Origin of the sequence: Arthrobacter sp. NPDC057259, from assembly GCF_042668995.1 — a bacterium.
In the GTDB taxonomy this organism is placed as follows: Bacteria; Actinomycetota; Actinomycetes; order Actinomycetales; family Micrococcaceae; genus Arthrobacter.
Genome location: NZ_JBHUYA010000001.1, coordinates 23,905 through 48,834, shown reverse-complemented (window position 1 = coordinate 48,834; position 24,930 = coordinate 23,905). Strand labels below are relative to the sequence as shown.

The window sequence follows — 24,930 nt, the reverse complement described above, 5'->3', positions numbered from 1 at the left end:
TGAGGGCAGCTCTTTTGAGTACCAAAAATTAAGGAGGCCAGCTATGAGCAAGCGTGCACGTAAACGTCGTGACCGTAAGCGTGGCGGCGCGAACCACGGTAAGCGCCCCAACACCTAAGCCACGGCTTGGATAGACAGCTTTAAAGCCGAAGACCCCGGAAACCATCTGGTTCCGGGGTCTTCTGCTGTCTCGACCGGCTGTTGTTGCCGGCGGCCGGCTCAGACGTCGGCGTCGGCCGGCTTGTACGAGTGGATGCGGTCGAGGATGGAGTTCTTGAGGTTCTCCGGGGCCGCCTCGGAGCAGGAGCGCTTCACCATGACCCGGATGACACACTCCAGGTCATACTGCTCGTGGCATTCCGGGCACCCGTCGAGGTGGTCCTTGATCTCTGCAATGTCGTCGTGCGTCAGGGCGCCGTCGAGATACTCATAGATGCGCTGCATCCGGGTGTCTTCGCAGTCGCCCAGTCCCTGGCAGTCGCTCATTTCCTGTTCTCCTGATTGTTGCCTTCGGCCACGGCGGTCTCGCCAGCGGCCCTGAATCCCCGCTCGGCCGCGTAGTCGGCCAGCATGTCCCGCAACATGCGCCGGCCGCGGTGCAGCCGGGACATGACGGTCCCGATCGGGGTGTTCATGATGTCTGAAATTTCCTTGTACGCGAAGCCTTCGACGTCGGCGAAGTACACCGCCAGCCGGAACTCCTCCGGAATGGACTGCAGTGCCCGCTTCACGTCGGAGTCGGGCAGGTGGTCCAGCGCCTCCGCCTCCGCCGACCGCAGCCCCGTGGAGGTATGCGATTCGGCGCGGGCCAGCTGCCAGTCCTCGATGGTGTCCGAATTCGACTGCAGCGGCTCGCGCTGACGCTTGCGGTACAGGTTGATGTACGTGTTCGTCAGGATGCGGTACAGCCAGGCTTTGAGGTTGGTTCCCGGCTTGTACTGGTGGAAGGCGGAGAAGGCTTTGGTGTAGGCCTCCTGCACCAGATCCTCAGCATCCGCGGGGTTCCGGGCCATCCGCATCGCCGCCGAATACAGCTGGTCGACGTACTGCATGGCGTCACGTTCGAAGCGGATGCGCCGCTCCTCCGTGCTTTCGACGTCGGTGTCCAGCGGCGTGCCGCTGCCGTCCACCGCGACGGTTTCGCTGGCGGCGCGCTCGGCCGCAACGTCCTCGGCGGTGGTGTCCCGGTCCGACGGGGTGGCGGCTGCATCGTTCCCGGCTGCCTGGTGCTTGGCCGCGACGGCCGGATCCATGGTGCTCATTGCCTTCAAGTCTACTGTCACCGCGGGCCTGCCACCGGTTGGGATGGTTCCCGGCGGACCCGCGAAGGCACGGGCCCAGGGGTTGGCGACGTCCGTGTCGGTCCGTTCCGTGGTCTGAACCAGAGTCAAACTTCCACCTCTCCTCGCTGATTGCGGCACTATCTGCACAACCCCCGTCAGCGGGCAAATATTCCGCAAAAGTGCAAGACTAGAACCGGTTCCCCGCAGAACACCCGCGGTTCATCCCTCCAGGAGGAAATTCATGTCGCCTGTCCGGTTCTTCGCCCGTCCCATGCTCGCCTCCAGTTTCGTGCTCGCAGGCATGGACAAACTGCGGAACGCGGATGACACGGCCACTCAGCTTTCCCCGCTGTTGAGCCGCGCGGCCGACGCGCTCCCCTTCCAGACCTCCGAGAAGACCCTTGCCCGCGTGATCGGGGGCGCACAGGTGGGCGCCGGCGCCTGCTTCGCCCTCGGAAAGTTCGCCCGCCTCTCCGCAACGGTCCTGGGCGTCATCTCCGCCCTCAACGCCTACGTCGAGTGGCGCTCCGCAGACATCTCGTCCAAGGAAGGACGCGAGAACCGGCGCAAGCAACTGCTCAAGAACATCACCCTGACCGGCGGCGTGCTCCTGGCCTCCGTCGACACCAACGGCAAGCCGAGCCTGGCCTGGCGCGCCGAGCACCTCGCGGCCGACGCCCGCCGCTCCACCGCCCACCTTGCCGCCGATGCCCGCAAGAGCACCGGCAAGAAGCTGAAAAAGGCCGACAAGGCGGTTCGCAAGGCCGTGGACAACGCCGTCGGAGCCTAGAGCGTCAATGACTGGTACTGCCCCCGCCGCAGCTGAATCCGTGCCCGCCGGGGGCGGCCCGCACTGGCCTGCGCCCTTTGCCGGCCACCCCGTCGACGCCACCGTGACGGTCCCTGGCTCCAAGTCCCTCACTAACCGCTACCTGGTGCTCGCCGCCCTGGCCGACGGCCCGTCCCGGCTCCGCGCCCCGCTGCATTCGCGGGACTCGGCCTTGATGATCGCGGCACTGCGCCGTCTCGGGGCGACCATCACGGAGGTCCCCGGCGACGGCGCGTTCGGCCCCGACCTCGAGGTGCGGCCGGCTGCCGCCGGGGCGTCCACGGGGTCGGCCGACATCGACTGCGGCCTGGCAGGAACCGTGATGCGTTTCGTCCCGCCGCTAGCCGCCCTCCGGCAGGGCCGGACGGTGTTCGACGGCGATCCCCACGCCCGGCTGCGGCCGATGGGCACCATCATCGAGGCCCTCACCGGCCTCGGCGTCGACGTCGCCGCGCCCGACGGCGGCCCCGCGACGGCCCTCCCCTTCGCCGTCGAGGGCACCGGTGAGGTCCGGGGCGGCCACCTGGTCATCGATGCCAGCGCCTCGTCCCAGTTCGTCTCCGCCCTGCTGCTGGCCGGCGCCCGCTTCACCGAGGGACTGCACCTGGAGCACCGCAGCGCGGCCTACCCCGGCCAGCCCGTCCCAAGCCTCGACCACATCGCGATGACCGTCGCCACGCTCCGGGAGCTCGGCGTCACCGTCGACGACTCCCGCCCCAACCACTGGATCGTCTCCCCCGGCCCCATCCGCGCCTTCGACCGCAGGATCGAGCAGGACCTCTCCAACGCCGGACCGTTCCTCGCCGCGGCCCTCGCCACCCGCGGAACCGTCCGCATCCCCGACTGGCCGGAAGGCACCACGCAGGTCGGCGACCTCTGGCGCGACATCCTCGCCGCGATGGGTGCAACCGTCAGCCTCGAGGGCGGCACCCTGACCGTCACCGGCGGCCGGTCCATCAGCGGCGGCACCTTCGCCGACACCAGCGAACTCGCCCCCACGGTCGCGGCACTCTGCGCTTTGGCCGAAGGCCCCTCCACCCTGACCGGCATCGCGCACCTGCGCGGCCACGAAACGGACCGGCTCGCCGCCCTCGTCACCGAGATCAACCGGCTGGGCGGCGACGCTGAAGAAACCGCCGACGGCCTCGTCATCCGGCCCGCGCCGCTCCATGGCGGGGTGGTCCGCAGCTACGCCGACCACCGGATGGCCACCGCCGGCGCCATCCTGGGCCTCGCCGTCCCCGGCGTCGAGGTCGAGGACATCGCCACGACGGCCAAGACCATGCCGGACTTCCCGCGGCTCTGGGCCACCATGCTCACCCCGGCCGACGGCACCGGTACAGACGAAACCAGTGCAGACAAGGACGCCGCCGGTGGCCCGCAGCACTGACTCCTGGGACGAATCCGACGTCCGGATCCGCCCCAACAAGAAGGGGTCCCGTCCGCGCACCAAGGACCGGCCCAGCCACGATGACGCCGTGACCGGCCGGATCATCACGGTGGACCGCGGCCGCTACACCGCCGTCGTCGCCGAGGGCACCGATGAAGAGCGCACCGTGATCGCCGCGCGTGCCCGCGAACTGCGCCGCAATCCGGTGGTGGCCGGCGACTTCGTCTCCCTCGTCGGCAACGTCAGCGGCGAACCGGACACCCTCGCCCGGCTGGTGAAGATCCAGGACCGGCGCACCCTGCTGCGCCGCAGCGCCGACGACACCGATCCGATCGAGCGGGCCGTGGTGGCCAACGCGGACCAGCTGGTGGTCGTCGTGGCCGCCGCCAACCCGGAGCCCCGCACCGGCTTCATCGACCGCGCGCTGGTGGCCGCCTACGACGCCGGGATCGAGCCACTGCTGCTGATCACCAAGGCCGACATCAAGGACCCGGCCGAGCTGCTGGCGAACTACCGCCACCTCGACCTGCCCGTCATCATCTCCAAGACGGCCGACGCCTCCGCCTCCGGCATCGACGCCCGCTCCGACGACGGCCTCTCCGCCCGGTTGGACGGCCCGGCCGTCGCCGAACTGCACGGCTACCTGGACGGCAGGGTCACCGTCATGCTCGGCCACTCCGGCGTCGGCAAGTCCACCATGGTCAACGCCCTCACGGGGGCAGAACGGGCCACCGGTGGCGTCAACGCCGTCACGGGCCGCGGCCGCCACACCTCTTCCTCCGCCTTGGCACTGAAGGTGACGGACGCCCCGGCCGGCAGCTGGATCATCGACACCCCTGGCATCAGGTCCTTCGGGCTGGCCCACGTGGACCCGGACCGCATCCTGCGGTCCTTCCCCGACCTGGCCCCCGGCACCGAGGACTGCGAGCGCGGCTGCAAGCACGACGCCACCGCCGTCAACTGCGGTGTGGACGCGTGGGTGCAGGCCGGCCACGCGGGACCCTCCGGCCCGGCCCGGCTGGCCTCGCTGCGCCGGCTGCTGGGCACCGACCCGCGGCAGGAAGCCCAGGAGACCAAGGAACTGGGCACGGTCTCCTGACCGTACGTCACCCATTCGTCCCGCGGGCGATCCGGCCGTCCGGGACGTGGCCTCCCCGGCCGGGGCGCGTTTAGACGGTAGTTTGGAAGCATGAGCCAACCCGCGTCGAGCTACAACGATGACCTGCGCCTTGCCCACGTCCTGGCGGACTCGGTCGATTCCCAGACCATGAGCCGCTTCAAGGCCCTTGACCTCAAAATCGAGACGAAGCCGGACCTGACGCCGGTCACCGACGCCGACAAGGCCGCCGAGGAGGCCATCCGCGGCCAGCTCTCCCGCTCCCGCCCCCGCGACGCCGTCCTGGGCGAGGAATTCGGCAGCTCGGGCCACGGCTCCCGCCGCTGGATCATCGACCCGATCGACGGCACCAAGAACTTCGTGCGCGGCGTCCCCGTCTGGGCCACCCTCATCGCCCTGGTAGACGAGGGCGAGCCGGTGGTCGGCGTCGTTAGTGCCCCTGCCCTCGGCAAGCGCTGGTGGGCCGCCAAGGGCGCCGGCGCCTACACGGGCCGTTCGCTGGCCGCCGCAACCCGGCTGCGGGTCTCCAACGTCTCAGACCTCTCCGACGCCTCCCTCTCCTACTCCAGCCTGGGCGGCTGGAAGCAGCGCGGCAACCTCGACGAATTCCTGGGCCTGACCGAGGAAGTCTGGCGCACCCGCGCCTACGGCGACTTCTGGTCCTACTGCCTGGTGGCCGAGGGCGCCGTCGACATCGCCTGCGAGCCGGAACTGAACCTTTACGACATGGCCGCCCTGGTCCCGATCGTCACCGAGGCCGGCGGCCGGTTCACCTCCCTCGAGGGTGAGGACGGCCCGTTCGGCGGCAACGCCCTGGCCACGAACTCGATCCTGCACTCCGAGGTTCTTAAGCGGCTCAATCCGAACCTCGACGACCTGCTCTAAAACCGCGCCTTCCCTAAGGGCCGGTTCCGCGTAACACAGCGCTTCACATTGCCGCGCCCCTTTCCGGGGCGCGGCAATGTGTCCTAGGCTCGAACCAGGTCACGAGTGCCAGCGCTAAACCCCGGTTTGCTGGCCGGCAACCCTCCTTTCGCGGCGGGGTGCCCCGGGTGACGACCTGGCCGGTCCGGAGCGGACCCGGCAAGCGCGGATCCCCTGCACGCGGGGTCCTTTCTCGAGCGAGGTCCCATGTCGACTGCCATTTTTTCGTCCCCAGCATCCATCTCCACGGCTGTATCCGCCGCGCGCGCCCCGCTGGCCGCCGTGACCGGCGCCGAGATCCAGGCGCCGCTGATCCAGGGCGGCCAGGTCCGCTACGCCAATCTGGACTACGGCGCCTCGGCCCCTGCCCTGTCTGTGGTCTCCGCGTACCTCAACGAGATCCTGCCCTACTACGCCAGCGTCCACCGCGGCGCCGGCTACGCCTCCCAGCTGAGCACCTCGGTCTACGAGAACGCGCGGACCATTGTGCGGGACTTCGTCGGCGGCCGGGCCGACGACGCGGTCATCTTCACCCGGAACACCACCGATTCGCTGAACCTCCTGGCCGGGTGCCTGCCCACCGCCGGCGGCCGGCACCTGGGCGAGGTCCTGTACCTGGACATCGAACACCACGCGAACCTGCTGCCGTGGCAGGGGGTTCCGCACCGCAGCGTCGTCGCCGCGCCTACCCTCGCCGGGACGCTGGCGCGGCTCCGGGCCGAGCTGGCAACCGGCGGCATCAGCCTCCTCGCGGTCACGGGCGCGTCGAATGTCACCGGCGAGATCCTGCCCGTCCGCGAGCTCGCGGCGCTGGCGCACGAGCACGGGGCCCGGATCGTCGTCGACGCCGCGCAGCTGGCCCCGCACCGCCGCATCGACGTCGCGGCCGACGGCATCGACTACGTCGCCTTCTCGGGGCACAAGCTCTACGCACCCTTCGGCGCGGGTGTCCTGGTCGGGCGGCCGGACTGGCTCGACGCCGGGACGCCGCACCTGGCCGGCGGCGGCGCCGTCCGCGACGCCCGGCTGGACGCCGTCAGCTGGACCACCGGACCTGCCCGGCACGAGGGCGGCTCCCCCAACGTCCTCGGCGCGGCCGCCCTGGCCCGCGCCACCCAGGCGGTCGCGGCCCTGGACGAAGCATCCTGGCACGGCCACGAGGATGCCATCCGGTCCTTCCTGGCCGACGGCCTGCGGGAGATCGACGGCGTGAGCGTGCACCACATCTTCGAGGAGACCGACCACGGGGAGGGCCACGGCACCATCGGCGTCGTGAACTTCTCGGTCGCGGGGTACGACGCCGGTCTCGTCGCCGCGTACCTGTCCGCAGAGCACGGGATCGGTGTGCGGGACGGCAGGTTCTGCGCGCATCCGCTGCTCAAGCGGCTGGGCCTGCCCGCCGGGTCGCTGCGGGCCAGCTTCGGCCTGGGCTCCCGGCTCGAGGACGCCGAGCGGCTGCTGGCCGCGCTGCGGACGCTGCGGCGGGACGGCCTGGGCTGGGACTACCTGGTGGATGCCGGGCGCTGGGTACCGGCGAACGACACCCGCAGCTACCCGCACTGGGCGCCCAACACCCCCGGCACCGCCGGGGCGGCCCCCTGCACCCTCGACGGCCCCGAATAGCCGGTGTGCGGTAGATTCGACGGGTATCTTCCCGAGCTGCCGAAGGAGAGTTCACGTGGCAGGCGGCGGCCCCAAACTGCATCAGACCCGGCGGAAGGAGCTCGGAGCGAGCTTCCAGGACGGCGGGGAACACTATGACCGGGTGCGGCCCGGCTATCCCGCCGACTCCGCCGACTGGCTGATCCCCGCCGGAGCCCGGGACGCGGCCGACGTCGGGGCGGGCACCGGAAAGTTCACCGCCCTCCTCGTGGAACGCGGCCTGGCCACGGCCGCCGTCGACCCGTCGGCGGACATGCTGGACCAGCTTCGCACCGCGCTCCCGGGCGTCCCGGCCACGGTGGGGACCGCCGAACACACCGGGCTCCCGGCGTCGGCGTTCGACCTGGTCACGGTGGCACAGGCCTGGCACTGGTGCGAGCCACTACAGGCCAGCACCGAGGCCGCCCGCATCCTGCGGCCGCACGGGGTGCTCGGGCTGATCTGGAACCAGCTGGACACCTCCGTGCCGTGGGTGCACCGGCTCTCCCGAATCATGCACGCCGGGGACGTCCACAAACCCTCGTTCCGCCCACCGGTCGGGCCCGAATTCACCGGGCTGGAGAGCCACCTGACCCGGTGGGAGGACCCGGTGACGCCGGAGGAGATCCTGGAGCTGGCCAAGTCCCGCAGCTACTTCCTGCGGGCCGGGGAGGCCACCCGGGCCAAGGTGCTGGCCAACCTCCAGTGGTACCTGTACGAGCACCTCAGTCATGGTCCCGGCGAGACGCTGGCCCTGCCCTACCTCACCCAAAGCTGGCGCGCGATGAAGGTCTGAGCCTATGATTTCGGTATGCCTAACTTTTTTGTTCAGGCATACGGAACTCATTTGACCCACCAGCCGCAGGAGCCTGCAATGTTGCACCTCGCCGAACAGGATCCCGCCGCCGGCGGCCGGAGCCCGGTCCGTGGCAGGAAGGGGCCCCGCCGGGCCCTGCTGGGGCTGCTGGGGCCGGCCTTCGTCGCCGCGATCGCCTATGTGGATCCCGGGAATGTGGCGGCCAACCTTACCGCGGGCGCCCAGTTCGGCTACCTGCTGGTCTGGGTGCTGGTGGTGGCCAACGTCGTCGCCGTCCTGGTTCAGTACCAGTCCGCCAAGCTGGGCATCGTCACCGGCCGCAGCCTGCCGGAACTGCTCGGGGAACGCCTGCGTCCCGGCTGGCGGCGCGCCTTCTGGGTCCAGGCCGAAATCGTCGCGGCTGCCACGGACCTGGCCGAAGTGGTCGGCGGCGCCGTGGCCCTCTACCTGCTCTTCGGACTCCCCCTCCCACTGGGCGCCGTCGTCGTCGGCGGCATCTCCATGGCGCTGCTGGCCATGCAAAGCCGAAACCGGCAGCGGCCCTTCGAATTGGTCATCATGGGCCTGCTCGCCATCATCACGGTGGGCTTCCTGGCCGGGCTGTTCATCAGCCCGCCGGACCCGTCAGGGGTCCTCTCCGGGCTGATCCCCGGGTTCCGCGGACCGGACACCGTGCTGCTGGCCGCGAGCATGCTGGGCGCCACCGTCATGCCGCACGCCATCTACGTCCATTCGGCGCTATCGCGCGACCGGCACCGCCCCGACCGGCACCGGCACGTTCCGCAGCACGCGGTGGAGCGGCTGGTCCGCGCCACCCGCTGGGACGTCATCGCGGCGCTGGCCGTAGCCGGCATCGTCAACATCGGCATGCTGCTGCTGGCAGCGTCGACCCTGGGCGGGGTGGAGGGCACGGACAGCATCGAAGGCGCCCACGCCGCCATCAGCGCCAGCCTGGGACCCGTGGTGGGCGTGGTCTTCGCCGTCGGGCTACTCGCCTCCGGGCTGGCCTCCACGTCAGTGGGCTGCTACGCCGGGGGAACCATCATGGAGGGGTTGCTGAAGATCAGGATCCCGCTGATGCTGCGCCGGCTCCTGACCCTGGTGCCCGCCGTCGTGCTGCTGGCCGTGGGCTTCGACCCGACCTGGGCGCTGGTGCTCAGCCAGGTGGTGCTGAGCTTCGGCATCCCCTTCGTGCTGGTCCCGCTGGTCGTGCTGACCAGCAGTACCCCGCTGATGGGCGGCTTCGTCGACCGGTTGCCGCTGCGCATCGCGTCGGTGGTCAGCGTACTGCTGGTGATGGCCCTGAACCTGGCGCTGCTGTGGTTCACATTCACCGGTGCGGCCGGACGGTAGGCTAGGGGCTGTGAAAACCAGCCTGCCTTCTTCCTCGATCGAGGACTACGTCAAGGTCATCTACACCTTCACGGAGTGGCAGGACAAGCCGATCACCTCCACGCAACTTGCCCAGCGCCTCGGCGTCGCGAACTCCTCGGTCTCGGAGAGGGTCCGCAAGCTCAAGGAGCAGGGCCTGGTGGACCACAAGCCCTACGGAGCCGTCACCCTCACTGCGGACGGTGAGCGGCTGGCCCTGTCCATGGTCCGGCGGCACCGGCTGATCGAGACGTTCCTGGTCCAGGAGCTCGGCTACCGCTGGGACGAGGTCCACGACGAGGCGGAGACCCTGGAGCACGCGGTCTCGGACACCTTCATCGACCGGATGGCTGCGAAGCTGGGCCACCCGGTCCGCGACCCGCACGGCGATCCCATCCCCGCGGCGGACGGCTCCGTCCTGATGCCCCCGGCGGTGCAGATGAGCGAATTGCCAGCCGGCCTGGGCGGCCGCATCACGCGGATCAGCGACGAGGACCCGGACCTGCTGCGCTACCTGGCGACCGAACGCATCGAGTTGGACGCCGCCGTCGCGGTGCTGGGCAGGAAGCCGTTCGGCGGCCCCCTGGTGGTGCGGATCGCCGGACCTGACGGATCACGGGAGCTCGACCTTGCCGACCGGGTCGCCGACGCCCTCTGGGTGCACCCGGAGTCAGCCGACGACGAAGAACCCGGCAGCTGAGCTGCCGCTAGTCTCCGCTAGCCCTTTGGGCTCCCCCGCCGTCGCCCGGCACGCCGTCTGGCGCAGGTCCGGCGGACGCGTCCGCGGGCGCTGGCGGATTCCGGATCCCGACGGCGGAGGCCAGCGCGCCGGCGACGAACAGCGCGGCGGTGACCAGCGACGTCGCGTGCAGTCCCGCAGTGGTGATGACCGGCCCCGTGATCAGCCCGGCGAAGGCGATCGTCACCAGCCCGGCGATGCGGGCGACGGCGTTGTTCACGGCCGAGCCGATCCCGGCCTCCTCCGGCGGAACCGCGCCGAGGATGGCCGAGGTCAGCGGCGCCACGGTCACGGCGAGGCCGATCCCGAAGACCACGACGCCGGGAAGGACCTGCCACGCATAGTCCAGGGGCAGGCAGATGCCGAGCATCAGCAGGAAGCCGGCCGCGCAGAGCAGCGGCCCGGCGGTCATGAACCAGCGGGGGCCAAAACGTCCGGAGAGTGCCCCCATCCGGGAGGAGAGCAGCAACAGGATCAGGGTGGACGGCAACAGGGCCAGGCCGGCGGCAGTGGCTCCGAGCCCGGCCACCTGCTGGAGGTAGAGGCCCAGGACGAAGAAGCCCAGGTTCAGTGCCCCGTAGATCACCAGGGTGGCGGCGTTGCCCCAGCCGAAGTTCCGCACCGTGTAGAGCCGCAGCGGCATCATCGGCGCGCGTGTCCGGCCCTCGTGCACCAGGAATGCGGCGAGTCCGGCGATGCCCACGGCCAGCGGCAGCCACACCTGGGGCGAGCCCCAGCCCTGGCTGCCGCGTTCGATGAACGCATAGACGATCCCACCCAAGCCGACGACGGCGAGCACCGTGCCGGCGACGTCTATGCTGCTGCCGGGAGGCCGCTCCAGGTCCTGGGCCCGCAGCCGGCGCAGCGCCGGCCAGACGGCGGCGGCGGGAACGATGTTCAGGAAGAAAATCACCCGCCAGGTGAAGACATCCACGGAGATCCCGCCCAGCAGCGGGGCGGCGACGATCGCGCCGGAGGTCCACGCGGACCATTTGCCGATCGCGGCGGACTGGGCCGGGCCGCTGAAGACGGTGACGATCAGCGCCAGTGAGCTGGGCACCAGCAGCGCACCGGCCACACCCTGGAGGCCGCGGAAGATGATCAGCGACTCGCCGTTCCACGCCACCCCGCACAGGATGGACGTGGCGGTGAACCCCGCCAGCCCCCACTCCAGCACCCGGACCCGGCCGAACTGGTCGGAGAGGGATCCCGCCACCAGGATCAGCGCGCCGAGGGTCAGCAGGTACGCGTCCACCACCCATTGCTGGACCACCAGGCCGCCGCCGAGTTCCCGGCTGATGGCCGGCAGCGCCAGGTTCACCACGGAACCGTCGAGGAACGCGATGAAGGAGGCCACGATCGCCACGTAGAGCACGCGCTTCTGCAGGCTTGTCATGGGTGCGGCGGGGGTGCCGGGCATGGTTCGTGCCTTCCTGATCCGGTGCCCTGAGCCTAGCACCGGGCGCCCCAACGAGTGCCCGCGGCAGTCCTGCAGCGCCGTCGGCAGTGGCCCGCCGGCGCCGCTTCTCCCGCCGTCGCGTAAAATTGACGGATGATTACCCGTCGCGAAGCAGCCCAGGTCCTCGATATTCCGCTGGAAATGGCCAGCCGCCACGGCATCCCCGCCCGGCTCTCCGACGCCGAACTCGCCGAACTGCTGGACAGCCCTCCGGCGTGGCTTCGCCAGTCCAAGGCCAACCGGACCGGCAAGCGGCCGGTGTGGGCCCAGCTCACCTGCGCCGTGTGCGGCTACTCGGAGGCCGCGCGGCCGAAGAAGTGGTGGCCCGAGTTCAGCTGGGTGTGCTGCGAACGGCACTCCCCCTTCGAGCTGCCGGAACTGGCTCCCAACCACGTACGGAGCGAGTACGAGGGCGTCGGAACCCGGTTTGTCGGCGTCGTGGACGTGGCCGTACCCGGGGCGTAGCCTGAAACGAACGGGTTCATCCCGGGCCCGTTTCTTTTGAGGGAGTGCGCCATGCCTGATAAGTCGCCGCACCGGCACCAGAGCAAGAAACCGGTCAAGACCATCAAGGAAAAACGGGCCGAGAAAAAAGCCAAGCACATCGTCGATGAGCACACGGACCAGGTGTCCCACATCAAGCGGCGTTAACGACGAAACGGCCGGAAGCAGAAGCTTCCGGCCGTTTCGCTGGGTTGGTGGAGATGGGGGGAATTGAACCCCCGTCCGATGTCGTGTTGTCAGGGCTTCTCCGGGCGCAGTTTGCGTCGGATTTTCTCGGCCCCAGCCATCCTGCAAACAGGTGGCTGATCCGGGCCCAGTCATCTAAGAGTCCCGTTTACCCCGATGACGAGGGTAAACAGCAGTGGCTATCTAAATGACGCCAGGATCCGGGGCAATAGCAACCTCGGGCTGACGGACTGTCTTACTGCTTAGGCAGCGAGAGCGAAGTCAGTGCGTTTTGATTCGGCACTTATTGGTTTGCAGACAGCGTTTACGAGATAATTCTGCATCCTCGGCCCGCTTCACCTGTCGCGACTAACATCGTCGAAACCGATCATCCCCATGTTTAGTTATCAAACGTCCATAACCCGCCGTTCGGGACCTTGTGGATCCCTCCCGGACACTCAATGATAACGCAGCCGCCGTCGGAATCATTCCCGCGGCCGCGTGGCCGTCCCGGCCTTAGCGGCGGTTGCGTTCCCGCATGACGCGCAGGGCCTCGCGCTTGTCCTGCTGTTCGCGCAGGGTCTGGCGCTTGTCGTATTCCTTCTTGCCGCGCGCGACGCCGATCTCCACTTTGGCGCGTCCGTCCACGAAGTAGAGCTGCAGGGGAACGATGGTGAAGCCGGACTCGCGGACCTTGTGCTCGATCTTGGTCAGTTCCTCGCGGTGCAGGAGCAGCTTCCGACGGCGGCGGGCGGCGTGGTTGGTCCAGCTCCCCTGGTGGTACTCGGGGATGTGGATACCCTCCATCCAGAGCTCGCCGTTGTAGAAGGTGCAGAACCCGTCCACCATGGACGCGTGGCCCTCGCGCAGGGACTTGACCTCGGTACCCATGAGCGCGATGCCCGCCTCGTAGGTATCCAGGATGTGGTAGTCGTGCCGGGCCTTGCGGTTGGTGGCCACTGCCTTCCGGCCACTTTCTTTGGGCACGGTGCTAACTCCTCAATCGATGGTGCAATTCACTCCAGTTTAGAGCAGGCCCATGGGGTCGACCGCCTGGCCGTTGACCCAGGTCTCGAAGTGGGCGTGGCAGCCGGTGGAGTTGCCGGTGGTGCCGGAGTAGGCGATGAGCTGTCCCTGGCTGACCTGCTGGCCGACGGAGACCACCACGGAGGTGTTGTGGTAGTAGACGGTGGTCAGTGAGTTGCCCTGGATGACGCCGTGGGAGATTTTCACCCGGTTGCCGCCGCCGTCGTTGCCCCACCCGGCGGAGAACACGGTGCCCGCGGCCGCGGCGTAGACCGGGGTGCCGCAGGTGGCACCGAAGTCGATGCCGGTGTGCATGTAGCCGCCCTGGCCGTAGAAGTCGATGGTGCCCGGGGGCGTCGCGCGCCAGCCGAAGCCGGAGGTGATCGGGATGTTGGCCGCGAAGGGGTGCCGCAGCCCGAATGCCGAGATGGGACCCGGTGCGGGCGGAACGTAGGGAGCCTGGGGCGGCGGCGCCTGGCCCTGGGCCTTGGCAGCGGCGGCCGCTGCCGCCGCGGCGGCCTCGGCGATCCTGCGCTGCTCCGCCAGCCACGCCTCGCGGAGCTTGCGGTCCCGCTCGGCGATTTCGGCGGCCACGGCGTCCTGCTGGGCCTTGACCTGGGCGAGCTGGTTCTGGATGCCCGGCTTGGCGGCCTGGAGTTCGGCGTTGATCCGGGTGGTGTCGGCGATGAGCTTGTCCACCTGGGCCTTCTTGGCCTCGGCCTCGTCCCGGGCCGCCTTCTCCCGCTCCAGCGCGGCGTCGGCCTTGGACTTGAGGTCCTTGATCTCGGCTTCCACCGCCTGCAGGCGCGCCTGTGAGTTCACGTTGGTGGCGTTCTGCTGGGTGAGCTTGTCCATCGCCGAGTTCTGGCTGCGCAGCGCCTGGTCGGCCAGGTCGATGGTGTCCGTGAGGCTGCCGCCCTGGTTCGAGCCGAAGAAGAGCGAGAGGTTGGAGGGGACGCCGCCGGACTTGTACGCCTGGGTGGCGATCTGGCCGATCAGCTTCTTGGTCTCGGTGATCTTCTGCTGGTCATTCTGGAGCTGCTGGGTGATCTTGGCCTTGTTCTGCTGGGCCAGGTCCACGCGCGCGGCGAGGGCATCGACCTCCTTGACCGCCCCGGCCACCCGGCCCTGGGCCTCCAGGAGGGATTGCTGGGCCCCGGGCAGCTGGCCCTGGTACACCACCAGGTCGGCCGCGGCCTGGGAGATCTTCGCGTCAACGAATTCGAGGGAGTCCTGGACCCGGGCGGCCTGGTCCCGCAGGGCGGCCTGCTGGTCCTCGAGGTTGTCCGCCACCGCCAGCGGCGCGGGCGCGCCGAGGCTGGCGGCGAGGGCCAGCACGACGGCGGTGCTGACCAGGCGGCTGTGGCGGAGGGCCTTGCGGGCCGCCGCGGTGCGTCGTGCCTTCGGTGTCATGGGCAGTTCCTCTACGTTGCGCACGGCTAGACCCTAAGGTACCGGCGGAGGGTCAGGAGCGATGATATTCCGGCGAGCACGATGCCCAGCCCGATCAGGGCGGGGGCAAGGATCAGCGTCTGGCCCGGGGAAATGAAGGCGGTATCCGGGTACTGCTTGGACAGGAAACCGTTGAGGAAGAAGTTCGCCACGGCCCAGAGCGTGCCGGAGGCCAGGGCCGCACCGATCACAGCGGCAATAACGCCCTCGAGGATAAAGGGCAGCTGGATGACGGTCTTGGAGGCACCGACCAGCCGCATGATGCCAGTTTCCCGGCGGCGGCTGAAGGCCGAGAGCCGGATGGTGGTGGCGATCAGCAGGATGGCGCAGATGATCATGACGCCGGCGATGCTGACGGCCACGAGCGAGGCGGCGTTCATGGCCGAGAAGAGCCGTTCCAGCAGCTGGCGCTGGTCGATGACGGATTCCACCCCGGCCTGGGAGGAGAAGTTTTCGCTGATGACCTGGTACTTCTCCGGGTCCTTGAGGTTGATCCGGAAGGAGGCCGGGAGCTGGTCCGGGGTGACCGAGTCGACGATCGGCGAGTTGGAGAACTGCTCCTTGAAGTGCTTGTACGCGTCGTCCTTGGATTCGTACTGGAAGTCGTTGACGTACTGGGCCACGGACGGGGACTGCAGGAGCTTGCGCAGGTTGTCCTGCTGCTCCTGGGTGGCCGGACCGGAGGCGCAGCCGGGCGCCGTCGAGCCGTCGCTGCAGAGGAAGATCGCCACCTGGACCTTGTCGTACCAGTAGCCCTTCATCTGGTTGATCTGCAGCTGGAGCATGCCGGCCGCGCCGACGAAGGTCAGCGAGACGAAGGTGACCAGGATGACCGAGACGACCATGGAGAGGTTGCGGCGCAGGCCGCTGCCGATTTCTCCGAGGATGAAGGCGAGCCTCACAGCTGAACCTCCCCGGCGTCGTCGGCCTTGGCCGTGGTGTTGCCGGCCGTGCCGGCGTCGTCCCTGCTGCCGTTGTCTTCCCGGCCGCCGGCGTCGCGGGCCCGGCGGGCCTGGCCCACCGTGGGGATCATCGAGGTGTAGAGGGCGCGGGCCTCATCACGGATGACCTTGCCGTTGCGGAGTTCGACGACGCGCTTGCGCATCTCGTTCACGATGTCGTCGTCGTGGGTGGCCATCACCACGGTGGTGCCGTTCTGGTTGATCTTGTCCAAGACACCCATGATGCCCATGGAGGTGGTGGGGTCCAGGTTGCCGGTGGGTTCGTCGGCCAGCAGGATGCCGGGACGGTTCACGACGGCGCGGGCGATTGCCACGCGCTGCTGCTCGCCGCCGGAAAGCTCATGCGGGAGGCGGTTTTCCTTGCCCTCGAGGCCAACGGTTTTGAGGACCTCGGGCACGGTTTCGCGGATGACGCTGCGGCTGCGGCCGATCACCTGCATGGCAAAGGCGACGTTGGCGAAGACGGTTTTTTGCGGCAGCAGGCGAAAGTCCTGGAAGACGACGCCGATCCCCCGCCGGAGCCGCGGCACCCGCCAGCTGGAGATCCGGGCCACGTTCTGGCCGGCGACGTAGACCGCGCCGGAGGAGGCCCGGTCCTCCTTGAGGACCAGGCGCAGGAAGGTGGACTTGCCGGAGCCGGAGGCCCCCACGAGGAAGGCGAACTCTCCCCGGTCGATCTCAAGGTTGATCGAATCCAGCGCCGGCCGCGCCTTCTGGTCGTAGACCTTGGTGACATTTTCGAAGCGGATCATGACCCTATGTACCCAGCAGGAGCCGGGCATCTTTCAGACCAGTTCTGCCGCCGGGGCGCGGGCTTTCTTTTGGGGGAAATAGGGCACCGGCCCTCCGACTATACGCACCAGCCCCGGCGCGCCGGCCGGAGGGTGGTGGCGTGTCGCGGGAAATTGGGGCTGCTTTGGTCTGCCGGCGTGGCGCGGGCGGCGGGCGCTGGCCGGGCGGCGGGCGCTGGTCCGGTTGGGCGGCGTCGCTTCCCGGGGGTTTACTTCTCCGCGTTGCGGTTGTCGGTGCGCCAGCGGATGCCGGCGTCGATGAAGTCGTCGATCTCGCCGTCGAACACGGCCGAGGTGTTACCCACCTCGTGTTCGGTGCGCAGGTCCTTGACCATCTGGTACGGGTTGAGCACGTAGGAGCGCATCTGGTCGCCCCAGGAGGCCTTGACGTCGCCGGCGAAGGCCTTCTTTTCGGCGTCCTCCTGCTCCTTCTTCAGCAGCAGGAGGCGGGACTGGAGGACTCGCATGGCGGCGGCGCGGTTCTGCAGCTGGGACTTCTCGTTCTGCATCGACACGACGGTGCCGGTGGGGATGTGGGTCAGGCGCACCGCGGAGTCGGTGGTGTTGACCGACTGGCCGCCGGGGCCGGAGGAGCGGAAGACGTCCACGCGGATCTCGTTGTCCGGGATCTCTATCGAGTCAGTGGATTCAATCAGCGGGATGACCTCGACGGCGGCGAAGGAGGTCTGGCGGCGGCCCTGGTTGTCGAAGGGGCTGATCCGGACCAGTCGGTGGGTGCCCGCCTCGACGCTGAGCGTGCCGAAGGCGTAGGGCGCCTTGACCTCGAAGGTGGCCGACTTCAGGCCGGCTTCTTCGGCGTAGGAGGTGTCCATGATGGTGGTCGGGTAGCCGTGGCGTTCGGCCCAGCGCAAGTACATCCGCAGCAGCATCTCGGCGAAGTCCGCGGCATCCACGCCGCCGGCGCCGGCCCGGATGGTCACCACGGCCTCGCGCTCGTCGAACTCGCCGGAGAGCAGGGTGACCACCTCAAGGTCGGCGAGCGCCTTGCGGACCGATTCGAGCTCCGCGGCAGCCTCCCCCATGGAATCCTCGTCGCCCTCGTCCTGGCCGAGCTCCACGAGCACCTCGAGGTCGTCGATGCGGGCCGCAAGCTTGTTGAGGCGCTCGAGTTCGGACTGCTTGTGCGAGAGCTTCGAGGTGATGACCTGTGCGGCGGACGGATCGTCCCAGAGATTCGGCTCGCCGGCGCGCTCGCTCAGTTCGGCGATGTCCTCCTTGAGCGCCTCGACATTGGAGACGTTCTCGATCGAGGCGTAGGTGGCGCGCAGGGCGCGGATTTCAGCGGGAAAATCAATGTTTGCCATGGTTTTTCAAGCCTACCCCGGTTGCGAGTCAGCGCGTCAGCCGGGACCGCGCCGTCGACGTCGCCTCGATCCTGATGCCGTCGGGGACCAGGAAATTCACGATTGGCGGGTGCACCGCCGCGCTGAGGACCACGACGGCGGTGGCCCCGTCGGGGCTGCCGGTCGCCGGGGTGACGGCCAGGCCGCTGAAGCGGGCGAAGGCGCCGTCGCGGGTGAGGTAGTCGAGGGTGGTGCCGCGGACGCGGGGACCGCTGAGGATGGCGGTGGGCGTACCGGAGCTGCCGTCGATCTGGCCCAGGGTGAAGCTGTCCGCCGCGGCGATCGAGGCGCCGTCGGCGAGGGAGAGCAGCTTCTTGTGTTCGAGGTACACGCTGGAGGCCGCGGCGACCACGGTGACGATCAGCAGGGCGATCAGGACATAGCCAATGATCAGGACCATCAGCTGACCGGACTCTCCGGCGTCATGGGGCTTTCCTGGTGCCCGTTCCGCGCCGTTCGCTCGTCCCAGGACCATCAGCGGAATCGCCCGACGATCTGGGTGGAGGTAGCGCTCAGGTGTCCGGCGTCGAGCCGCAGGGCCTCGCCGAAGGGGACGAACGGCAGGGGCACGGTGAGCCGGACCGTCACGGTGACGGCCGATCCTGCGGCGGTGCAATCGGGGGAACTGCAGGCGGTCTCCAAGGTGGCGTTGCCCGCGGGCTGCCCGTAGTCGGCGAGCGCGAGCTGGACGGCCTGTTCCGCCGCGGCGCGCCCCGCACCGGCGTCGGTCTGGGCGACGAAGACCTTGGCTGCCTGGTCCGCTGCCCCGGCCACGGCAAACGACCCGCCCTGCAGTTGGCCGAGGGTGATGACGAAATACACCACCGGGACCATCAGGAGCAGCGCGAGGAAGGTGAACTCGACGACGGCGCTCCCCTGTTGCGGGTTGGTCCCGGCGGTGTCGGGGTCCGGGACGTCCGGGCGGGCGGGGTCAGGGACACCCGGGGGTTCAGGGCTGGAAGGCGGCATGGCCCTTCACCTCCAGCATCCCGGTCGGCCCGATCAGGCCGATGACGGGCAGCGGGGCACGGACGGTCACCTCGAGGGTGCGGATCCCCCCGTAGCTGGCCTCCCCCGTGCTGACATCGCGGGCGAAGTCAGAGGTCAATGCGACGCCGATCAATTGCGCCGTGCGCTCCCTCGCGTCACCGGCGCCCCGGTCGGCGAGCGTGCCGTACCGCGCGCCGGAGGCAGCGGCGTCAATCAGGGTGTTCCGGACGTGCAGAACGAGCGCGAGCTGGACGACGGCCAGGAAGAACACGGTTGTGAGAGCGCCGACCATCACAAAGTCGACAACCGCGGCACCCCGCTCGGGGTGGTGGGCCCGGGGTGGTTTACCGGCGCGGCGCCGGACCGGGACGAGCCGAACCGCTTTTCGCCCGGCCGGGCGGCGCGAGAGTCCTATCCGGGCCACGCGGTCCTTGTCCCCGTCATGACGGCTCACCGCTCCCCTGCCGCCGCCGTCGCGCGCCCGCGCCGGCTTACCTGCCGGTGGGTGCATCACCGCCTATTGCCCGACCTTCTGCATAGCTTGATTGAAGAGCCCCTCGAGCGCCGGCCCGGCGATGGCGAGGAGGGCCGCGACCAGGACGGCGGACATCAGCGTGATCATCACCCAACCGTTCTTTGTAGGGTTCGAGCGTGTTTAAGGCGCGACCTCGCCCGCCCTACGCCGCCGTGGTTGAAGCGCGTTGGACAGCCGATGACCGCACCTGCCCGTTTGTGGCCATGTACCTACTGACTCCTCCTTTACGCGTCCGTTGCCATCCATCTGAGGCATTCGAGGAGCGAAGCGAATCGATTGCCTCAGAACATCGTCCGACAAAGTGCGTTTCGTCTTTTTGTCGACCGTGGCTGCTGCGCACAAGCAGGAGCGGCGGGTGCCACAGTAGACTGCAGCCCGCCCGCATTTTCCAACGCAGGGGCCGGACATCGAGCTTTTCAACTAGGAGGAGCTCCACGGAAAACTAGGAGCCTTGTGACGGAAAAACTGTCACCACGAGAAAAAATCGAAGTTTTTGCGTCGTATGCAAGCGACGTAGTGCAGCTCCCTCTTCATCAAGTAACACATCGGTGCGATCCCAGTTTTGGACCCGTGACCAGAGAACTACTTGAATCCTTTGAAGAGGCTCACTTCACCCAGCTGCTTGTCTTCATTAGACCTTTGGCACTCCTAAAAAGTGAGCCAATCTATCTCGACAAGGTTGTGAATGCAATTAGCGAGCTGGATCGTTCCATGGCTCCTAAATGTCGCGGCATAAAGCAGCGTCTGGCCTCATTGACTACTCAGACGCAGCAGGATTTGAGGATTATCACGGATGAAAATGCAAACACTCTCTGGGCGGGAAGTGTGCATGATCTAATTGACGTATATCTCTATGGTCGCCTTCTCCACACGAATACGCATCAAGTTCGCGATTGGAAACAATTCGATACACCGGTCCGACAGTATGCCGTAGGGCACGCTAACTCCTACGTTGCAGACCATGCCGACCTTGTTTGCGAGACCCTCCAAATCATCAACAAGACCTAACCCATTTCAGATGTTTCTCGATGGCTGAGTGCTCATTACCGATTTTCCGGCTCCGGAGGGGCCAACCAGCCCGCCGTAACCATCCACAACCGCCCGGCTAGCTCTTGTTGATTCATCGGCCAGCACATCCCCTTAAGGACCGCATTTTTCGGATGTGGGGACGAGTTCTTTTCTCCCCTCCTGCGGTTGCGGCCGCTCCTGATGCACGCGCGCCACGCTAGGGAGCCTCTTGGAAAACCGCACGCAAAATGTCATCGTCCATGCCACAGCATTCACCACCCCTAGGATAAGAAAATGGTTACGAGTGACTTCGAAGCTCATGTGGCGCCCATCGATCGCTTCTGGTTGCCCGCTGACCGGGCGTACGGGTTGGACCAATCGGGCTGGCTTCAGGACAGGGACGTATCAACCTACTACGGCACAAACCTGGACATGGTTACGACTGCCGAACTCTCGTCCAAGCGATGCTTAGTTCTGCTAGGCGAGCCAGGCATGGGCAAATCCGCGACGATCACTTCTCAGTCCCCCCTCCTCCCTGCTGGGACTTCCGCCCAGGTACTCCACGTTGATCTGGCTTCTTACTCAAGTGAGGATCGTCTAGTTCGGAAAGTTTTCGAGGGGCCAGAGGTCACGTCTTGGCTCAACAGCCGGTCGGAGTTGTGCCTTACATTTGACAGTTTTGACGAGGCACACGGCCGAATCGAGAACCTCCATCAACTTGTGGGCGAATACCTCGACGTGTGGGACTGCAGTCGACTTCAGCTTCGAATCGTAAGCAGAACAGCCGAGTGGCCGACGTCGCTCGAGATGAATCTAAAGAAGCACTTCGATGAGGTAGTCCCCTACGAGCTCCTCCCGTTGAGGAGGGACGACGCTGCGCTACTGCTGGGATCGTATGGCATCGACCCTGATGAGTTTCTGCTCACGGTGGAAGCCTCGCAGGCGGTACCACTTGCCTCTCGCCCGCTCACCTTGAAGCTACTGGCAAGCACGTACAAGCGTGAAGGCAACCTTCCCCAGCAAGCCTTTGAGCTCTACGGCAAGGGGCTGCTCACCTTATGTGAAGAGATGAATCCGTCTAGGCGCGATGCTGCGAGGGGACCAGCTATCCCGGCCGCGGCCCGACTGGACACGGCGAGCCGCCTCGCAGCCTTATCAATTTTTGGCGGTCGTCCTACCTTCTGGCTAGGCCCGCAGGTCGAGGCTGACAAAGACACCTTAACGATTGAAGATTGCAGCGGGGACTACCTCGCGAATCTAGGAGTTACGTCCGGGGAACAGACTGCCGTTGCCGTGACGGCCGTTCTACGAACGGGTATTTTCTCCGGTCGGGGTAACCGGACACTCGGCTGGTCTCATGCAACCTTTGCTGACTACTTGGCAGCCCGATGGGTGCTCAGTAGTCAGCTAAATCAGAATCAAGTGTCCACATTACTGGAGTCAAATTCTGGAAAGCTGCATCCCCGAATTCGGCAGATCGCCGCGTGGCTCGTCGCAATGGATCCGCGATACGCTTGGCTAATTGCGGTGGATCCGGAAGCCTTCATCATGAACATCGAAATGCCTGATGCTGGCCTCCGGCAGGAAATTGTGTCCGGGATTTTTTCCAAAGCTCGAGATGGCAAGATCCATCATGACTACCTCCGGAATTTCTCTGGCTTGAATCACCCCGCTATCGCTGAGCAGATCCGTAACGCTTTGTCGGAGAACTCCTATGACACTGCTCGCATCGCTATCGACATCGCGCGTGACTGCAACGTCGAAGCCTCGATACCGGACTTGTCCGCTATAGCCCTAGACGAAGACGCGGACCTGGACCTTCGCGTGGCGGCGGCTTGGGCAGTATTCGAACTCTCAAAAGATCGTCCTGGCGCTTACTTGCTGCCCCTGCTGGTACCCTCTCCGGTTGTCGGAGACGGAGTGGGCCAGAATCAAGAGCTCCTTGGGGCAGCTTTGATGGCGTCGTGGCCCCATGCGGTCTCATCGGCAGAAGTGTTCAAGTTGCTCAAGCCGCAGCAACCGAAAAACTATTTCGGACTGTATTCCATCTTCATCAACCGCTTTGCAGAATCATTAACTGCTGTTGATCTTGTGCCAGCATCTAGCTGGCTCGCTTCTCAGCCGGAGTTGTGGGGTGATTCTAGTATGGCCGCCTTAGTTGAATCCATCCTGGCGCTGAGCCTAAAAAATCTGGAACAGGAGGCAGCACTCGCTGCTGCTGTCAGAATCGTGAAGTCCCGTTTGCAAGAATTCGAACCTTGGTTCAAAAAAACAAGCCACTTGGAATCGTTAGATCTGTCCGTAGATCAAGGTCGCATCCTCGCTGGTGCTTTGTTGGATGAGGCAGATCCCGTCACTGTATTAGCTCTAACTGACAGATACGGGCTCGGAGGTCCCGCCCTGATTAACGCCGGCGACTTCGAATGGCTTATGGATGAGTACGTCGCCTCCAGCGGAACCCGACAAAAGAATATTGCTAGGGCCCTCCAGCGTATAGCGGATCCTGAAAATCGCGCTCACCTAGATACGATACTTGGGCTAGCGAACGATCACCCGGTCGCGTCTGTGTTCGCATCTTGGCGGGATGCTATCGATTTGAACTCCCAGGAGGCAACAGAGGAGCGTGAGTTACTCGCGCTTCATGAGAAGACGAGAAAAATGGTTAGCGCGCGTAAGAAGAAGGAGGAAGAGACAGACGAAGAGGCTCGGACAAAGATTCTTGACCTTTTGCCAAAGGCGAAAGGCGGTGATGCTGAAGCGTTCTGGAAGCTTACGCGTTACTTGACCATCCCTCCCGGAAGCGGTCGCCATGAGGCCGAGCATCAACCGGACTTAACGAAGCATCCACGCTGGCAGGCACTAACTCCGGAAAACCAGGAGGACATCTTGATCGCCGCCTCCCTTTACCTTCGCGGAGGAGCCTGCGCCCCCGGTGAGTGGGTGGGAAAGGACATATGGTATTACCCTGCGAGGGCCGGTTACCGAGCCTTAGTTCTCCTGCTGCGCAATAATCCTGAGGGCCTGCGATTTCTGGAGCCGGCCGTATGGCGCGCGTGGGGTCCGATCATCATCGGATGGGGGCCAACCGCCGATGAAGAAAACCGAGAAGACAAACGGCAGATTCTCCGGCTCGCCCTGCCGCACGCCCGCAGAGAGTTGACGGAGACACTCCTACACTTAGTCGACAAGGCCATTGCCGACAAAGGGCACGTGTTTTTTAGGGATGAGTTTGAACTTCTTGACTCACCCTTATTGGCTTCCGCCTTGATTACCAGACTCAAGTCAGGAAACCTCCCCGAAGTGCCGATGTGGGACCTCATCGATATTCTGATGGTCAGCCATAGTGAATCGATCACTCCTCTACTAGTCGGTTGGCTCGGGCCTCAGGAGCGTGAATCTCAGCCTGAAAAGGCCGCCCAGGCGATGATGAGACTTCTTTTCAATGACTCGGATAAGACGTGGACAGTTTTGTCCGAGCTTATGGACGGTGACCCTGAATTCCTAAAAACCGTCGTTCTTTCCATCGGCTTCATGGATAGGCGAAAGGCTCCGAAGCTGGGCGACACCGAGTTGGCAGCTCTCTATGAGTGGCTCTTGATCAACTTTCCGCCGGAAGCGGATCCTACTACCTCAGAAATTTCCACTGTCGGCCCCCCGGAGGTGGTGGCCGCCTGGCGGGATACTGTCCTCGAAACCCTCGTGAAACGCGGAACTGCGAGCTCTGTCTTGGCTGTGAAAGGCATTGTTGATGCTCACCCGGCCCGTTCGTGGCTAAAGTACTCCCTCTCGCAGGCCGAGGCTACGCTGCTCGAAAGAAGCTGGGAACCAGTAACGCCAGAGCAGCTCGACCGATTAGCGGCAAGTCGCAAGTCACGGCTCGTCCGTTCAGAAGCGGATTTGTTCGCAGCCAGCCTGGAGGCTCTGATCAAAGTTCAGGAGAGACTCCAGGGCGACACGCCCTCTTCACCGCTCCTTTGGGACACGCATTCAAAACGGCCGAAGTCAGAAGACGAAGTGTCGGATTATTTACGCACCGAACTGCAAAACTTGCTCCTCCAAAGTGGTGTGGTGGTCAATCGGGAAGTGCAGGTCCGACGGATCCTGCCCTCCCCATTGCCTGAACGCACTGATCTGCGGATAGACGCGGTGACATCGCCCGCTGGCGCTGCGGCTGACCTGATCACGATTGCCGGCGAAGTTAAGGGCTGCTGGAACAAGGAGATCCTCGGCTCGGTGCAAAGCCAACTCGTCGATAGGTATATGGCGGACATCCACTCCAGTTTCGGCATTTACATTGTCATCTGGTTCGATCCCGAGTCGTGGACTCCAAGCGACCAGCGCAGGCGAAGTGCGGCGGCGTTCGGAGGGCTGGAGGAACTTCGGGCTGCTCTGAACGTAAAGGTCTCTGAACAAGCGAAGGCTGGTCACAACGTAGCGCTAGTCATCCTCGATGCATCGCTTCGTCGGCCAGTAGCTTTGAACGTCTAGGCCGAATCAGCAGAGGCCATAACCCAGGTCTGGCGAGGCACATACGATCACGCAAGCGGCCCAAGACCGGAAGTT

At 66.1% G+C, this 24,930-nt stretch carries 24 protein-coding genes, 1 other RNA gene and 1 riboswitch; of the genes, 13 read left to right on the top strand and 12 right to left on the bottom strand.

Going from position 1 to position 24,930, the window contains the following annotated elements:
• The first annotated feature begins 43 nt into the window (after nt 1-43).
• A complete protein-coding gene (locus ACFUCU_RS00215; RefSeq protein WP_369299106.1) occupies nt 44-118 on the top strand; it encodes a 50S ribosomal protein bL37 in 75 nt (24 codons plus the stop codon).
• Nucleotides 119-219: 101 nt separating this feature from the next.
• Here ACFUCU_RS00215 and rsrA read toward each other — a convergent pair whose 3' ends face one another.
• Together rsrA and ACFUCU_RS00205 are read right to left on the bottom strand one after the other, a co-directional pair.
• Entirely contained in the window at nt 220-486 is a 267-nt protein-coding gene (rsrA, locus tag ACFUCU_RS00210; protein ID WP_377969926.1) for a mycothiol system anti-sigma-R factor, read from the bottom strand.
• Nucleotides 483-1,262 carry a sigma-70 family RNA polymerase sigma factor gene (locus ACFUCU_RS00205; RefSeq protein WP_377969925.1) on the bottom strand — a complete coding sequence of 260 codons (780 nt, stop codon included), beginning with the start codon at nt 1,260-1,262 and terminating at the stop codon, nt 483-485. The genes rsrA and ACFUCU_RS00205 overlap by 4 nt, the downstream gene beginning before the upstream one ends.
• Nucleotides 1,263-1,524: 262 nt before the next feature.
• On the opposite strand from ACFUCU_RS00205, the gene ACFUCU_RS00200 reads away from it, so the two are divergent.
• The 8 genes from ACFUCU_RS00200 to ACFUCU_RS00165 all read left to right on the top strand — a co-directional run bounded on the left by ACFUCU_RS00200 (nt 1,525) and on the right by ACFUCU_RS00165 (nt 10,072).
• On the top strand, nt 1,525-2,073 hold the full coding sequence (locus tag ACFUCU_RS00200; protein WP_290257349.1) for a DoxX family protein: 549 nt from the start codon (nt 1,525-1,527) through the stop codon (nt 2,071-2,073).
• A 7-nt stretch (nt 2,074-2,080) separates the two neighbouring features.
• Complete coding sequence (gene aroA, locus ACFUCU_RS00195) at nt 2,081-3,502, top strand: 3-phosphoshikimate 1-carboxyvinyltransferase (protein WP_377969923.1); 1,422 nt, start codon at nt 2,081-2,083, stop codon at nt 3,500-3,502.
• A complete protein-coding gene (locus ACFUCU_RS00190) occupies nt 3,486-4,601 on the top strand; it encodes a ribosome small subunit-dependent GTPase A (RefSeq protein WP_290257347.1) in 1,116 nt (371 codons plus the stop codon). The genes aroA and ACFUCU_RS00190 overlap by 17 nt, the downstream gene beginning before the upstream one ends.
• A gap of 90 nt (nt 4,602-4,691) precedes the next feature.
• On the top strand, nt 4,692-5,504 hold the full coding sequence (hisN, locus tag ACFUCU_RS00185; RefSeq protein WP_364139048.1) for a histidinol-phosphatase: 813 nt from the start codon (nt 4,692-4,694) through the stop codon (nt 5,502-5,504).
• Between the two features lie 97 nt (nt 5,505-5,601).
• A riboswitch (SAM riboswitch) is annotated at nt 5,602-5,715 on the top strand.
• 35 nt (nt 5,716-5,750) lie between these two features.
• A complete protein-coding gene (locus ACFUCU_RS00180; RefSeq protein WP_377969921.1) occupies nt 5,751-7,166 on the top strand; it encodes an aminotransferase class V-fold PLP-dependent enzyme in 1,416 nt (471 codons plus the stop codon).
• A gap of 55 nt (nt 7,167-7,221) precedes the next feature.
• Nucleotides 7,222-7,980: a class I SAM-dependent methyltransferase gene (locus tag ACFUCU_RS00175; RefSeq protein WP_377969919.1), complete on the top strand. Its 759-nt coding sequence runs from the start codon at nt 7,222-7,224 to the stop codon at nt 7,978-7,980.
• Between the two features lie 78 nt (nt 7,981-8,058).
• The gene (locus tag ACFUCU_RS00170; protein ID WP_377969917.1) at nt 8,059-9,354 is read left to right on the top strand and encodes an Nramp family divalent metal transporter; all 1,296 of its coding nucleotides are present in this window, start codon (nt 8,059-8,061) and stop codon (nt 9,352-9,354) included.
• Nucleotides 9,355-9,364: 10 nt separating this feature from the next.
• Nucleotides 9,365-10,072 (top strand): metal-dependent transcriptional regulator, encoded by a 708-nt coding sequence (locus tag ACFUCU_RS00165; RefSeq protein WP_377969915.1) that lies wholly within the window; start codon nt 9,365-9,367, stop codon nt 10,070-10,072.
• Between the two features lie 7 nt (nt 10,073-10,079).
• Here ACFUCU_RS00165 and ACFUCU_RS00160 read toward each other — a convergent pair whose 3' ends face one another.
• Complete coding sequence (locus ACFUCU_RS00160) at nt 10,080-11,531, bottom strand: MFS transporter (RefSeq protein ID WP_377969913.1); 1,452 nt, start codon at nt 11,529-11,531, stop codon at nt 10,080-10,082.
• A 132-nt stretch (nt 11,532-11,663) separates the two neighbouring features.
• On the opposite strand from ACFUCU_RS00160, the gene ACFUCU_RS00155 reads away from it, so the two are divergent.
• On the top strand, nt 11,664-12,035 hold the full coding sequence (locus ACFUCU_RS00155; RefSeq protein WP_290257340.1) for a hypothetical protein: 372 nt from the start codon (nt 11,664-11,666) through the stop codon (nt 12,033-12,035).
• A 51-nt stretch (nt 12,036-12,086) separates the two neighbouring features.
• Nucleotides 12,087-12,221: a hypothetical protein gene (locus tag ACFUCU_RS00150; RefSeq protein WP_290257339.1), complete on the top strand. Its 135-nt coding sequence runs from the start codon at nt 12,087-12,089 to the stop codon at nt 12,219-12,221.
• 45 nt (nt 12,222-12,266) lie between these two features.
• Here ACFUCU_RS00150 and ssrA read toward each other — a convergent pair.
• The 9 genes from ssrA to ACFUCU_RS00105 form a co-directional block, all read right to left on the bottom strand.
• Nucleotides 12,267-12,635: a transfer-messenger RNA gene (ssrA, locus tag ACFUCU_RS00145) on the bottom strand.
• A gap of 120 nt (nt 12,636-12,755) precedes the next feature.
• Entirely contained in the window at nt 12,756-13,226 is a 471-nt protein-coding gene (smpB, locus tag ACFUCU_RS00140; RefSeq protein WP_290257338.1) for an SsrA-binding protein SmpB, read from the bottom strand.
• A gap of 39 nt (nt 13,227-13,265) precedes the next feature.
• On the bottom strand, nt 13,266-14,678 hold the full coding sequence (locus ACFUCU_RS00135; RefSeq protein ID WP_377970773.1) for a peptidoglycan DD-metalloendopeptidase family protein: 1,413 nt from the start codon (nt 14,676-14,678) through the stop codon (nt 13,266-13,268).
• Between the two features lie 26 nt (nt 14,679-14,704).
• On the bottom strand, nt 14,705-15,619 hold the full coding sequence (gene ftsX / locus ACFUCU_RS00130) for a permease-like cell division protein FtsX (RefSeq protein ID WP_290257337.1): 915 nt from the start codon (nt 15,617-15,619) through the stop codon (nt 14,705-14,707).
• On the bottom strand, nt 15,616-16,431 hold the full coding sequence (gene ftsE / locus ACFUCU_RS00125) for a cell division ATP-binding protein FtsE (RefSeq protein WP_364139062.1): 816 nt from the start codon (nt 16,429-16,431) through the stop codon (nt 15,616-15,618). The genes ftsX and ftsE overlap by 4 nt, the downstream gene beginning before the upstream one ends.
• 248 nt (nt 16,432-16,679) lie before the next feature.
• Nucleotides 16,680-17,795 carry a peptide chain release factor 2 gene (prfB, locus tag ACFUCU_RS00120; protein ID WP_290257335.1) on the bottom strand — a complete coding sequence of 372 codons (1,116 nt, stop codon included), beginning with the start codon at nt 17,793-17,795 and terminating at the stop codon, nt 16,680-16,682.
• A 28-nt stretch (nt 17,796-17,823) separates the two neighbouring features.
• Complete coding sequence (locus ACFUCU_RS00115; RefSeq protein ID WP_377969910.1) at nt 17,824-18,234, bottom strand: pilus assembly protein TadG-related protein; 411 nt, start codon at nt 18,232-18,234, stop codon at nt 17,824-17,826.
• 74 nt (nt 18,235-18,308) lie between these two features.
• A complete protein-coding gene (locus tag ACFUCU_RS00110) occupies nt 18,309-18,803 on the bottom strand; it encodes a hypothetical protein (protein WP_377969909.1) in 495 nt (164 codons plus the stop codon).
• On the bottom strand, nt 18,784-19,239 hold the full coding sequence (locus tag ACFUCU_RS00105; protein WP_377970772.1) for a TadE/TadG family type IV pilus assembly protein: 456 nt from the start codon (nt 19,237-19,239) through the stop codon (nt 18,784-18,786). Before ACFUCU_RS00105 ends, ACFUCU_RS00110 begins: the two co-directional genes overlap by 20 nt.
• A gap of 573 nt (nt 19,240-19,812) precedes the next feature.
• Here ACFUCU_RS00105 and ACFUCU_RS00100 point away from each other — a divergent pair.
• Both ACFUCU_RS00100 and ACFUCU_RS00095 read left to right on the top strand, forming a co-directional pair.
• Nucleotides 19,813-20,367, top strand: coding sequence for a hypothetical protein (locus ACFUCU_RS00100; protein ID WP_377969907.1), 555 nt, complete (start codon nt 19,813-19,815; stop codon nt 20,365-20,367).
• Nucleotides 20,368-20,661: 294 nt separating this feature from the next.
• Entirely contained in the window at nt 20,662-24,855 is a 4,194-nt protein-coding gene (locus ACFUCU_RS00095; protein WP_377969906.1) for an NACHT domain-containing protein, read from the top strand.
• Nucleotides 24,856-24,930 lie beyond the last annotated feature (75 nt).

Excerpts from the sequence above, each read along its gene's own strand:
- rsrA (WP_377969926.1), bottom strand. The coding sequence starts at position 486 with ATGAGCGACTGCCAGGGACTGGGCGACTGCGAAGACACCCGGATGCAG.
- aroA (WP_377969923.1), top strand. The coding sequence starts at position 2,081 with ATGACTGGTACTGCCCCCGCCGCAGCTGAATCCGTGCCCGCCGGGGGC.
- ACFUCU_RS00205 (WP_377969925.1), bottom strand. The coding sequence starts at position 1,262 with ATGAGCACCATGGATCCGGCCGTCGCGGCCAAGCACCAGGCAGCCGGG.
- prfB (WP_290257335.1), bottom strand. The coding sequence starts at position 17,795 with ATGGCAAACATTGATTTTCCCGCTGAAATCCGCGCCCTGCGCGCCACC.
- ACFUCU_RS00095 (WP_377969906.1), top strand. The coding sequence starts at position 20,662 with ATGGTTACGAGTGACTTCGAAGCTCATGTGGCGCCCATCGATCGCTTC.
- ACFUCU_RS00115 (WP_377969910.1), bottom strand. The coding sequence starts at position 18,234 with ATGGTCCTGATCATTGGCTATGTCCTGATCGCCCTGCTGATCGTCACC.
- ftsE (WP_364139062.1), bottom strand. The coding sequence starts at position 16,431 with ATGATCCGCTTCGAAAATGTCACCAAGGTCTACGACCAGAAGGCGCGG.
- ACFUCU_RS00200 (WP_290257349.1), top strand. The coding sequence starts at position 1,525 with ATGTCGCCTGTCCGGTTCTTCGCCCGTCCCATGCTCGCCTCCAGTTTC.
- ACFUCU_RS00110 (WP_377969909.1), bottom strand. The coding sequence starts at position 18,803 with ATGCCGCCTTCCAGCCCTGAACCCCCGGGTGTCCCTGACCCCGCCCGC.
- ACFUCU_RS00155 (WP_290257340.1), top strand. The coding sequence starts at position 11,664 with ATGATTACCCGTCGCGAAGCAGCCCAGGTCCTCGATATTCCGCTGGAA.
- ACFUCU_RS00160 (WP_377969913.1), bottom strand. The coding sequence starts at position 11,531 with ATGCCCGGCACCCCCGCCGCACCCATGACAAGCCTGCAGAAGCGCGTG.
- ACFUCU_RS00150 (WP_290257339.1), top strand. The coding sequence starts at position 12,087 with ATGCCTGATAAGTCGCCGCACCGGCACCAGAGCAAGAAACCGGTCAAG.
- ACFUCU_RS00135 (WP_377970773.1), bottom strand. The coding sequence starts at position 14,678 with ATGACACCGAAGGCACGACGCACCGCGGCGGCCCGCAAGGCCCTCCGC.
- ACFUCU_RS00180 (WP_377969921.1), top strand. The coding sequence starts at position 5,751 with ATGTCGACTGCCATTTTTTCGTCCCCAGCATCCATCTCCACGGCTGTA.
- hisN (WP_364139048.1), top strand. The coding sequence starts at position 4,692 with ATGAGCCAACCCGCGTCGAGCTACAACGATGACCTGCGCCTTGCCCAC.
- ACFUCU_RS00170 (WP_377969917.1), top strand. The coding sequence starts at position 8,059 with ATGTTGCACCTCGCCGAACAGGATCCCGCCGCCGGCGGCCGGAGCCCG.